The organism is Deinococcus roseus, assembly GCF_014646895.1.
Lineage (GTDB): Bacteria > Deinococcota > Deinococci > Deinococcales > Deinococcaceae > Deinococcus_C > Deinococcus_C roseus.
In genome coordinates this window covers 255,206-265,424 of sequence record NZ_BMOD01000003.1, presented here as the reverse complement: position 1 = coordinate 265,424, position 10,219 = coordinate 255,206, and the positions used below count along the sequence as shown (strand labels likewise).

The window sequence follows — 10,219 nt, the reverse complement described above, 5'->3', positions numbered from 1 at the left end:
GCGGCCTGGGCGACGCTCTTGAGGTAGTGAAAATCGTTGGTGCGTTTCTGGTTGCTGCTGCCCAGGTGACGGCCATCGCCGCTGGTGGGAATGAACCAGAAAATGTCTGGAACGCTGTGTGGGTCATGGGGGCTCCTTTGACAGACCACTGGGTCTGCGTCGCTGTTGATGCAAGGAGATTAGAATAGATTACAGAATTTGTCAACAATGAAAAATACAGCTCTGGAAGCCCCAAATTCCCTGCTCAGAAGAAAAATCATGTCTGAGTCATGGTTTTTTCTGAATCCACAGTCTAAATTTGAACTCAGATCAACAAAAACATGGTCAAAACCTGGACAACTTTGATACAGATCATCTAGAAATTCTCGCTCCCAGCGTTTGACAATCCTGTTTCAATGAATTATTGATTGTTCTTGTAAATTGTTCTTTTTGAACTGTCCTGAGGAGGACCCTTATGCCTGTGCTTGATCCCATCCCCCAGAGCCTGACCGTGCAAAGTGCCATCGAAACCCGCCGCAGCATCCGGCAATACCACCCGGACATGCCAAAAGGCCACCTGCTGGAAATCCTGCGTCTTGCTACCCTGGCCCCCAGTGCTTTCAACGCACAGCCCTGGCGCTTTGCCGTGGTGGAAAATGCCGAAGTGAAAAAACAACTACAGGAAGCCTCTTACAACCAGTCCCAGATCACCTCTGCCCCCTACACCATTGTGGTTTATGGAGATGCAGAAGACACCCTGAAAACCGCCATTGAAACCTCCCACCCCCATTTTGGCGATGAAGGCAAAGTGCGGCAGGTGCAGACAGTAGAGCGTTCTTTGAGCAAACTCAGCGTGCAGGAGCGGGCCAGGTGGGCCGACAACCAGACCAACATCCTGCTGGGTGTCTTGATGGTGGCTGCCCGTGGCCTGGGCTACGACACCGTGCCCATGCTGGGTTTTGACCAGAGCAAGGTCAAGAAACTGCTGGATTTGCCAGAACACGTGATCATCACGGCCCTGCTGCCTGTGGGACGCGCTGCTGAACTGGGCCGCCCCCACCACCGCCACAGCCTGGAACGCATCACCAGGTTCATCTGATTTCCCCTTGGTCCCACACCTGTACAGCCTTCTGCCCTTTTCTGAACAGACAGGGCGGAAGGCACTTGTTATATTGCTGGCATGACTTATCAGGAGCACATCGAACCGAATTTCATCCGCCCCATTGATCCTGAAGAATTCAGCGTGGTGCTGCTGGGAACCGGAACCCCCAGGGCATACAAAGGCGCAGCAAAACCTGCAGTGGCCGTGATTGTGGCCGGGAAAGTTTTTCTGGTGGACAGTGGCGGTGAAGTGGTCCGGCAGCTCATTGAAAGTGGCATCATGCCCCAGCGCATCGAGCATGTGTTTTTCACCCACCACCACTACGACCACAACGGCGGGTTCATTGATCTGTTCATCAGCAGCTGGCGCACCCATGTGGGCATCATCGATGGACGCAAAAACGCCATGAAGGTGTACGGCCCCACCAACACCCGTGAAATCATCCAGAAGTACCACGATGCGCTGCAATACGACATCAGCCTGCGCCTGAGTTACAACAAGTCAGATGTGGATGGTGCCCTGATCGAGTACACCGAGTCTGACAACGGGGTGCTTTACGATCAGGACGGCGTGAAGGTCACCGCTTTTGAAGTGGACCACAGGCCTGTGAAACCCTGCATTGGCATGAAATTTGAGTACCGGGGCAAAACCGTGGTGATCTCTGGAGACACCAGACCCGTGGAAAACACAGTTCTGCACAGTCAGAACGCAGATCTGCTGGTGCATGATGCCTACAACAAAGCCTGGCTGGACCAGATTGCAGCAGACAACCCTGCACTGGCCATTCAGGTGACCAACCCGGCCAAATACCACACCACCACCCTGGAAGCCGCAGAGATTGCTGCAAAAGCCGGGGTGCAGCATCTGGTCCTGACCCACCACATTCCTGCCCCCAGAAGAACCCCGGAAGCAGAAGCCTCCTATCTGGCAGGCATGGCTGAGATTTACCAGGGGGAAATCACGCTCGGACGGGACCTGATGGAGTTCAGACTTCTCTGATCTTGGAGCAAGAAAAAACCCCTGCCATGTTCAGGCAGGGGTTCACATTTTGGATTCTCAGGCCACCAGACCGTGCAGGCTGGTTTCGGGAAGTTCCAGGGTGGTCTTGCCAGTCAGGTACAGGGCAAAGGTGGCTTTGCGGCCAAAAACCTGCTCGAAGCGGTCCAGGCTGATCTGGTATTCCCCCAGCGGGGTGTGCAGGATGAGTTTGTTGCTGGTGCCGGGAACCCAGCGTGCAGAAAGTTTCAGGGATGGGGTCATGGTGTCCTCCTTGTGAAGACAGTGTTGAAGATGTGCCGTGCAGCACAGGTTCTATTGACAGGGTGAAATGGAAAAGGGAAAGCCTCGCAGTTGAGGACTGAAACCCAGTGTAGAATAGTTGATGATTTTTGTCAACTAATGGTTTTCCCCAGTGCCAGCCAGGACATTCATCTCTTGGCATGCCATGGCATCCTTTCAAGAAATTGTCCAAATTCAATAGTTGACAAATTGAGTAACTTTGTCTAAGATTCATCCATCTCAGGAAAAAGACGACTCCTGGGTCGTTAAACATGTCCCAAAGGACAAATTCAGAATCACATGGCTTCATGTGGAAGGACAGCTCATGCCTAAAAAAACCGCACTTCTGACCGTTTTCCTGGCTTCCAGCGCTCTGGCCGCAGGCACCACCCTGCTCAATGTTTCTTATGACCCCACCAGAGAGCTGTACCAGGACATCAATGCTGCTTTTGCCAAAAAATGGAAGGCCCAGACCGGGCAGGACCTCACCCTCAACCAGTCCCACGGGGGCAGCGGCGCACAGGCCCGTTCCGTGATTGATGGTCTGGAAGCCGATGTGGTCACCCTTGCCCTCTCTTATGATATCGACTCCATTGCAGACAAGGCCAAACTGCTTCCCGAAAACTGGCAGTCCCGACTGGCCTACAACAGCTCTCCCTACACCTCCACCATCGTGTTCCTGGTGCGCAAAGGCAACCCCAAGAACATCAAAGACTGGGATGACCTGACCAAAAACGGCGTGCAGGTGATCACCCCCAACCCCAAAACCTCTGGCGGTGCCCGCTGGAACTTCCTGGGTGCATGGGGCTATGCCCTGAAGAAGTACAAGACCGAAGCCAAAGCCAAAGACTTCGTGCAGAAGATCTACAAGAACGTGCCCGTGCTGGATTCTGGAGCCCGTGGCAGCACCACCACCTTCGTGGAACGTGGCATCGGGGATGTTTTGATCGCCTGGGAAAACGAAGCCCTGCTGGCCACCAAACAACTGGGAGAGGGCAAATTTGAAATTGTGGCTCCTTCCCTGAGCATTCTGGCCGAGCCTCCTGTCACCTGGGTGGACAAGAACGTGGAAAAACACGGCACCCAGAAACTGGCCAAGGCTTACCTGGAATTCCTGTACTCCGCAGAAGGCCAGGAAATCGCAGCCAAAAATTACTACCGCCCCAGAAGCAAAACCGTTGCTGCCAAATACGATGCACAGTTCCCCAGAGTGAAGCTGTTCACCTTGCAGAGCGTGTTCGGCAACTGGCGTGACACCCAGAAGAAGTACTTCAACGATGGTGGCGTGTTCGACCAGATTTACCAGAAGTAAGCGAAGATGACCACTGCTCTTCCCTCTTCGAAAAAAAGCAGCAGACGGGTGATTCCAGGCTTTCACTTCACCCTGTATTTCACCCTGATCTATTTGCTGCTGATCGTCCTGGTCCCCCTCGGGGGACTTTTTGTCAAAACCGCAAGCTTAAGCTGGTCGCAGTTCTGGGAGGTGGTGCTCTCTGCGCGGGTTCTGGCCTCTTTCCGGGTGACTTTTGGCAGTGCGCTGGTCGCCTCGCTGATCAACATCGTGTTTGGCCTGATCACCGCCTGGGTGCTGGTGCGCTACCACTTCTGGGGAAAACGCATTGTGGACGCATTCATTGACCTGCCTTTCGCCTTGCCCACCGCTGTGGCAGGCATCACGCTCACCTCTCTGCTGGCTCCCAATGGCTGGGTGGGGCAGTACCTGGCCCCTCTGGGCATCAAGGCTGCGTACAGCCAGCTTGGCATTGTATTGGCCCTGACCTTCATTGGCCTGCCTTTCGTGGTGCGCAGCGTGCAACCTGTGCTGGAAGCGCTCAGCAAGGACACCGAGGAGGCCGCTGAGAGCCTGGGGGCTTCCCGTGGACAGGTGTTCTTCCGGGTGATCCTGCCCGAGATCCTGCCTGCTGTGCTGACCGGATTTACGCTGGCCTTTGCCCGCACCGTGGGCGAGTACGGCTCGGTGATCTTCATTTCCGGGAACATGCCCATGCAGACGGAAATCATTCCACTCCTCATCGTGTCCAAACTGGAACAGTACGACTACAGCGGAGCCACCGCCATTGCCAGTGTGATGCTGGTTGTCTCCTTTGTGCTGCTGCTGCTCAGCAACTTCCTGCAGGCCAGGGCCGCCCGAAAACTGGGTGCAGCATGAGCCTCACCCCTGTCCCCTCTCCATCCAAAACCCAGCAGGATCCGCTCTGGATCAAATGGACCCTGATGCTGCTGATGTTCCTCTTTCTGGGCCTGTTCCTGCTGCTGCCCCTGGTCGCGGTGTTCTACGAGGCCTTCAAACAGGGCTGGTCCCTGTACGTGGAGTCCCTGATTGACCGCGACGCCCTGGCCGCCATCCGACTGACCCTGCTTACCGTGCTGATTGTGGTTCCCCTCAACACCCTTTTTGGGATCACAGCAGCATGGCTGGTCAGCAAATACCAGTTCTGGGGCAAAGGACTGCTGCTCACCCTGATTGATTTGCCCCTGGCGGTCTCTCCGGTGATTTCGGGCCTGATTTACGTGCTGCTGTTCGGACGGCAGGGCTGGCTTGGCCCCTGGCTCAGCGAGCATGACATCAAGATCATCTTCGCAGTTCCGGGCATCGTGCTGGCCACCACTTTCGTGACCTTCTCCTTTGTGGCCCGTGAACTGATCCCGGTGATGCAGGCCCAGGGCACCGAGGAAGAAGAAGCCTCCATCATCCTGGGGGCCACCGGATGGCAGACCTTTTTCAGGGTCACCCTTCCCAACATCAAATGGGGCCTGCTGTACGGGGTGATCATGTGCAATGCGCGTGCGATGGGTGAATTTGGAGCGGTTTCGGTGGTGTCCGGGCACATCCGGGGCCTCACCAACACCACGCCCCTGCACGTGGAAATTCTTTACAACGAATACAAGAGCAGTGCCGCTTTTGCCGTGGCCTCTTTGCTGACCGTGCTGGCCCTGATCACACTGTTCCTGAAAAGCTTCATTGAAGGCCGCACCCACCAGAAAGGATCAAAATGAGCATCCACATTCAGAATGTCAGCAAAACCTACGGACAGACCCGTGTGCTGAACAACATCAGCCTGGACATCCCCAGCGGAGAACTGGTGGCCCTGCTGGGACCCTCTGGCAGCGGAAAAACCACCCTGCTGAGGATCATTGCAGGTCTGGAACAACCCGACACCGGAAGGGTGCTGCTGTCCGGGCAGGATGCCACCGACCAGAACGTGCGGGACCGCGAAGTGGGTTTTGTGTTCCAGCATTACGCCCTGTTCAGGCACATGACCGTGTTTGAAAACGTGGCCTTTGGTCTGAAAGTGAAACCCCGTTCCCAGCGTCCTGATGGGCTGATTATCAAAAAAGAAGTGCAGCGCCTGCTGAAACTGGTGCAGCTGGACTGGGCTGCAGAACGCTATCCTGCGCAGCTTTCGGGTGGGCAAAGGCAGCGTGTTGCCCTGGCCCGTGCACTGGCCGTGCAACCCAGAGTCCTGCTGCTGGACGAACCTTTCGGGGCACTGGATGCCAAAGTGCGGGAAGAACTGCGCACCTGGCTCAGACGCCTGCACGAGGAAATCCACGTCACCAGCGTTTTCGTGACCCATGACCAGCAAGAAGCCCTGGAAGTCGCCAGTCAGGTGGTGGTGTTCAACGAGGGTCACATTGAGCAGGTGGGCAGCCCGGAAACTGTTTACGACAAACCCGCCACCCCCTTTGTGTACCACTTCCTCGGGCGTTCCAACACCTTTTCCGCCAGAGGTCAGAACGGCTTTGTGCGCCCCCACGAATTCGAGGTGGCAGCAGAACCCGCTGGACCGGATTTTCGGGAAGGCCGCATCCGGCACATCCACCTGATTGGTCCTCTGGCCCGTCTGGAAGTGGAGGACGTGCACGGAGAAAGCACCCTGGAAGTGGAACTTCCCCGAACGCACTTCAAGACCCTTGGCCTCACCCCACAAAGCAGCCTGTTTTTCAGGCCTGAGCAGCTTACGGTTTTTGATTGACCTAACCACAACGGGTCATCCCACTTCATTCCCATTTCCTCAGGAGGTACCCCCATGACCGATTTCGATGTGCTGATTCTCCCTGGCTGGAACAACAGCGGTGAAAACCACTGGCAGACCCACTGGGAAAGGCAGAACCCCCATTTCAAACGGGTTCAGCAACGGAACTGGGCACAACCCGTGCGCTCGCACTGGGTGGAAGCCCTGGAAGCCCAGATCCAGCAGGCCAGACGGCCCGTGATCCTGGTGGGGCACAGTCTGGGCTGCATCACCATTGCGCACTGGGCCAGAATCCGCGAAACCCGTGTGGCAGGCGCACTCCTGGTCGCCCCGGCCGATGTGGAGCGCCGCAAGGCCCCCCACCCCCTGAGGAATTTTGCCCCCATCCCCAGAAACTCCCTGCCCTTTCCCAGTGTGGTGGTGTCCAGCAGCAACGACCCCACCTGCACCGCAGACAAAGCCCGGGAACTGGCCCTCTCCTGGGGAAGCCAGTACCTGCTGCTGGGCGACCTTGGGCACATCAATGCAGACAGCGGTCTGGGAAGCTGGCCTGAAGGGCAGAAAATCCTGCACGACCTGACGCAACTGGCCCGTCTGGTGCAGAAAAGCCCGCACTGGGACCTGGCCCATGAGGTGCAGCCCCTGCCACATTTGAACGGGTGAGTGCTGGGTTTCATGTACGCTGAACTCCAGGAGTTTTCAGACCTGGAGGATGATATGGCTGTTATTGAAATACAGGAGAATGAACAGGGGATCCCTCTGGCAAGCTGGGCCTTTCAAAACCTGCTGGAATTCATCATGCAGCAGGCTCAAAACACCCAGCTACAGGAAACAGCTGGGGAAGCTGCACAGGTCGGTTATCTGGTTGTGGGTAACATGCCAGCCAGGGAAATCACAGAATTTCATGCCCTTCTTCTGCAACACATTGATCAGGTCAAAACATTGCCAGAAGCACATCCAGAGTATGTTCAACGGTTAAAATCTCTTGCTCAGATGATTTCTGACAGCTTTAACATCAGTTGATCTCAGCCCAGACTGTAAGGATTGAAGCACTTCTGGGCCTCAGGCAGCAGGTGCTTGCGAATCAGGGTGATTTGCCCGGTGTGGCGCACCTCGTCTTGCAGGTAATGGAACCAGTAGTAATGCCAGTTGGCAGGCTGTCCAAAAAAAGTGGTGCGGTGCTCCAGCCATGCATCGTCCCGCTCCTGAAAGCCCTGCAGGGTTTTTGCTCTGGTGGCTGCCAGGGTTTCCAGATGATGGGCCAGAGGCTGGTGTCTGGGCTGGTCGCTGTTTTGCAATCTGAAATCGGCTTCCAGAGCGCCTTCATGTTCTGCGAAACGCCTGCCTTCAAAGGTCATGCGCTGGAACATGGTTTCTGCAGCATTCAGGTGGGCGAGCAGGGCACCAATGGTGTTGGTGGCTCCCAGAGGTTTGGCATCCAGTTCTGCTTCTGACAGGTCCCGAACAGCCCTGAGCAAGTGATGCCTGGAATTTTGCAGCATGCTGACCAGCAAGCCGATTTTGGGGGTGTACCCTGCCTGTTCCTGAATCAGAAAGATGCTGTCTGGTTCTGTCATGGGTGAATTATAAAGAATCTCAACCCAGGATGTTCACGGCCCTGGCAGCCACAATGGCCACGGTCACAAAAGACAGCATGGCCTGCACCATCATCAGCCATTTGGCCCTGGGGGTCAGGGGCAGGGTGTCCGTAGGAGAAAATGCCGTGGCATTGGTGAAAGCCAGAAACACGTAATCGGTGAAGTTGGGCTTCCAGCGGCTCTGGGCATCCGACATCTGGGTGAATTGAAAATCTGGAAGGCGCTCTTTTCCGGTGACCCTCAGCCAGGGACCTCCCCGGTCCAGTTCCCAGTACAGCAGGGCAAAAATCACCAGGTTGTTGATCCAGATCAGGAACGCATCGGACAGCAGGGTTTTTCCGGTGGCATCAGAGGCATTCAGCAAGTGCAGCAAAAGTGAGCGCAAAGAAAGAGAGTTCACAGTCAGCAACAAAAAGACCAGCAGCACAGTCAGCACCGTGACGTTGTTGTCCAGAAACCCGCGCGGGTGCTTTTGATCCCGCAAGTGGGCCTTCCAGTGGCTGTGGTGCACAAAAGTCACACACAGAAACAACACCAGTTCCAGCACAGGCATCAGGTAGCGGCCCCCAATCAGGATCTGGTCGTTTGAAAGCACCTGCACCCCAATGATCAGCAGGACAGCCATTCTGGCCCCCAGAAAAGGATTTTTGGGGTGAAAGAACGAGGAGGTCATGCGTTCACTGTAGCAGGAAACAGGCCAAAAACCGCAGAATTTTCGCTTCCAGCGCAATTTTTTTCGCATCCATGATACACTTAAAAGATGATTGAATCTGTTCTTGCACGTGCCAAAAGGGAATTCTTGACAGGAACAGGCTTCAGCAGTCCTTTCCAGGCCATCAATGCAGGCTTAAAAACCGTGGAGGAATGGTCCCTGTGCCTGGACCGCTGCCGGGATGAAGCTGCAGAAGTGAAATCCCCCTCCAGACCCCAGGGCAAAGGCCGCGGACGGCCCCGTTCCGGGCAGGGTTGAGTTTTAACGCAAACAAAACAGGCAAACAAAACAGGACCGGAAATCCGGTCCTGTTCAGGTTTAAGATCTGGCCTTACCAGCGGCTTTGACGCTGGGGACGGCTGTCGTAGGAGCCTTCGGGTGCAGCTTTGGTGACCACGATGTTTTTGGCCTGGGGGCCTTTGCCGTTCTGGCCGGGTTCCACATCAAATTCAACTTCGTCGCCTTCGTTGAGTTTTTTGAAGCCAGTGCTCTTGATGGCACTGAAGTGGGCGAACAAATCAGGTTGCCCTTCGTGTGAAATAAATCCGAAACCTTTTTCTGCGTTGAACCACTTTACTTTTCCTGAAGCCATGTGCTGTCTCTTTTCCCTTCAGGAACAAAAAAAACACCGCACTCAAAAACCTGTGCCGTGTTGATTCGGGCGTTCCTGGAAGGCTTGCATTCTCTCACAGAGAATCCGTCAATATTGTAACAAACACCACAATGTTTCTGTGCGACCAGAATTTCTGGTGTTCATTGGTGACAGCAAAAGCTTTAAAGAAAACGCCCTGATTGTCAAAAACCCCCTGACAAATCCCAATTCTCATGTGAATATTATAAAATGGAGGCCCAGAAGCCAGTGTTTTTCTGGCAATGTTGGTTCCATTTGATCCTCAGCCTTTATCGTCAAGTTGATCCCTCAGGAGGTCCGTTGCAACCTCCTTATCTTTGCACCTGCCTGACCCTGCATCAAGAAAGAGGAAAACCATGACCTTGAATTCCACCTGGAACACCACGCAGGAACAGCACACCATCGTCCTGAAATTGCTGAACACCCGGGAATCCCTGTGCAGCCAGGACATTCGTCTGGCCCTGGGGTGCAGCACCAGCAACGTGAGCAAGGTGATGGAAGAACTGGTTTCGCAGGGCCTGGTGCAAATCAATTTGCTGCGCAACTCCATTCGCTACAGCAAGCGGGAATTTGAACATGACCTTCAGAGGGTGCAAGATGCCTGGTTTGGCAGACTGGAAACCCATTTTGCAGATGGCACCACCGAAACCTCCGTCAGTGTGGCCAGAAAACTGCACCTCAATCTGGAAGATGCCAGGGCGACCCTGGAAGAAATGCGCAAAAAGGGCATCCTGTACGGCAGGTTTGTTGGCCAGATGTGCATTTACTCCCTGCGCCAGCGCGGAACCACCCTGCAAGCTTCCGAAGAGCAAATGGATCTGGTTCTGAATTCTCCTTTAAAGCAGCAACAGCGTTCCATGGAAGAAGCGGCGGCAACCCCCAGAAACCGCAGCAGATCCAGAGCAAGTTCCTGAAGATCAC

At 55.0% G+C, this 10,219-nt stretch carries 14 protein-coding genes; 10 read left to right on the top strand and 4 right to left on the bottom strand.

Annotated elements, in window-relative coordinates; all coding sequences use genetic code 11:
- Window positions 1-454 precede the first annotated feature (454 nt).
- Window positions 455-1,078 carry a nitroreductase family protein gene (locus tag IEY52_RS06705; protein WP_189001645.1) on the top strand — a complete coding sequence of 208 codons (624 nt, stop codon included), beginning with the start codon at window positions 455-457 and terminating at the stop codon, window positions 1,076-1,078.
- Between the two features lie 81 nt (window positions 1,079-1,159).
- The gene (locus IEY52_RS06700) at window positions 1,160-2,080 is read left to right on the top strand and encodes an MBL fold metallo-hydrolase (RefSeq protein WP_189001643.1); all 921 of its coding nucleotides are present in this window, start codon (window positions 1,160-1,162) and stop codon (window positions 2,078-2,080) included.
- A 57-nt stretch (window positions 2,081-2,137) separates the two neighbouring features.
- On the opposite strand, the gene IEY52_RS06695 is transcribed toward IEY52_RS06700, so the two are convergent.
- Window positions 2,138-2,341, bottom strand: coding sequence for a hypothetical protein (locus IEY52_RS06695; RefSeq protein WP_189001641.1), 204 nt, complete (start codon window positions 2,339-2,341; stop codon window positions 2,138-2,140).
- Between the two features lie 343 nt (window positions 2,342-2,684).
- Here IEY52_RS06695 and IEY52_RS06690 point away from each other — a divergent pair, with 343 nt between their 5' ends.
- The 6 genes from IEY52_RS06690 to IEY52_RS06665 are packed head-to-tail and all read left to right on the top strand — an operon-like array spanning window position 2,685 to window position 7,380.
- Window positions 2,685-3,671, top strand: a complete 987-nt coding sequence (locus IEY52_RS06690) for a sulfate ABC transporter substrate-binding protein (RefSeq protein WP_189001639.1) — start codon at window positions 2,685-2,687, stop codon at window positions 3,669-3,671.
- A 6-nt stretch (window positions 3,672-3,677) separates the two neighbouring features.
- Window positions 3,678-4,529 carry a sulfate ABC transporter permease subunit CysT gene (cysT, locus tag IEY52_RS06685; RefSeq protein WP_189001636.1) on the top strand — a complete coding sequence of 284 codons (852 nt, stop codon included), beginning with the start codon at window positions 3,678-3,680 and terminating at the stop codon, window positions 4,527-4,529.
- Window positions 4,526-5,377 (top strand): sulfate ABC transporter permease subunit CysW, encoded by an 852-nt coding sequence (gene cysW / locus IEY52_RS06680; protein WP_189001634.1) that lies wholly within the window; start codon window positions 4,526-4,528, stop codon window positions 5,375-5,377. The genes cysT and cysW overlap by 4 nt, the downstream gene beginning before the upstream one ends.
- Window positions 5,374-6,357, top strand: a complete 984-nt coding sequence (locus IEY52_RS06675; protein ID WP_189001632.1) for a sulfate/molybdate ABC transporter ATP-binding protein — start codon at window positions 5,374-5,376, stop codon at window positions 6,355-6,357. The genes cysW and IEY52_RS06675 overlap by 4 nt, the downstream gene beginning before the upstream one ends.
- A gap of 54 nt (window positions 6,358-6,411) precedes the next feature.
- A complete protein-coding gene (locus tag IEY52_RS06670) occupies window positions 6,412-7,020 on the top strand; it encodes an RBBP9/YdeN family alpha/beta hydrolase (protein ID WP_189001630.1) in 609 nt (202 codons plus the stop codon).
- A gap of 12 nt (window positions 7,021-7,032) precedes the next feature.
- On the top strand, window positions 7,033-7,380 hold the full coding sequence (locus IEY52_RS06665) for a hypothetical protein (RefSeq protein ID WP_189001628.1): 348 nt from the start codon (window positions 7,033-7,035) through the stop codon (window positions 7,378-7,380).
- Window positions 7,381-7,382: 2 nt separating this feature from the next.
- On the opposite strand, the gene IEY52_RS06660 is transcribed toward IEY52_RS06665, so the two are convergent.
- Both IEY52_RS06660 and IEY52_RS06655 read right to left on the bottom strand, forming a co-directional pair.
- A complete protein-coding gene (locus tag IEY52_RS06660; protein ID WP_189001626.1) occupies window positions 7,383-7,934 on the bottom strand; it encodes a DinB family protein in 552 nt (183 codons plus the stop codon).
- Between the two features lie 19 nt (window positions 7,935-7,953).
- Complete coding sequence (locus tag IEY52_RS06655; protein WP_189001624.1) at window positions 7,954-8,628, bottom strand: DUF1345 domain-containing protein; 675 nt, start codon at window positions 8,626-8,628, stop codon at window positions 7,954-7,956.
- Between the two features lie 87 nt (window positions 8,629-8,715).
- Here IEY52_RS06655 and IEY52_RS06650 point away from each other — a divergent pair, with 87 nt between their 5' ends.
- Window positions 8,716-8,925, top strand: a complete 210-nt coding sequence (locus tag IEY52_RS06650) for a hypothetical protein (protein WP_189001622.1) — start codon at window positions 8,716-8,718, stop codon at window positions 8,923-8,925.
- A gap of 73 nt (window positions 8,926-8,998) precedes the next feature.
- Here the strand turns inward: IEY52_RS06650 and IEY52_RS06645 are convergent, their stop codons facing one another.
- Window positions 8,999-9,259: a cold-shock protein gene (locus tag IEY52_RS06645; protein ID WP_189001621.1), complete on the bottom strand. Its 261-nt coding sequence runs from the start codon at window positions 9,257-9,259 to the stop codon at window positions 8,999-9,001.
- A 395-nt stretch (window positions 9,260-9,654) separates the two neighbouring features.
- On the opposite strand from IEY52_RS06645, the gene IEY52_RS06640 reads away from it, so the two are divergent.
- Window positions 9,655-10,212 carry a hypothetical protein gene (locus IEY52_RS06640; protein WP_189001619.1) on the top strand — a complete coding sequence of 186 codons (558 nt, stop codon included), beginning with the start codon at window positions 9,655-9,657 and terminating at the stop codon, window positions 10,210-10,212.
- The last annotated feature ends 7 nt before the right edge of the window (window positions 10,213-10,219 follow it).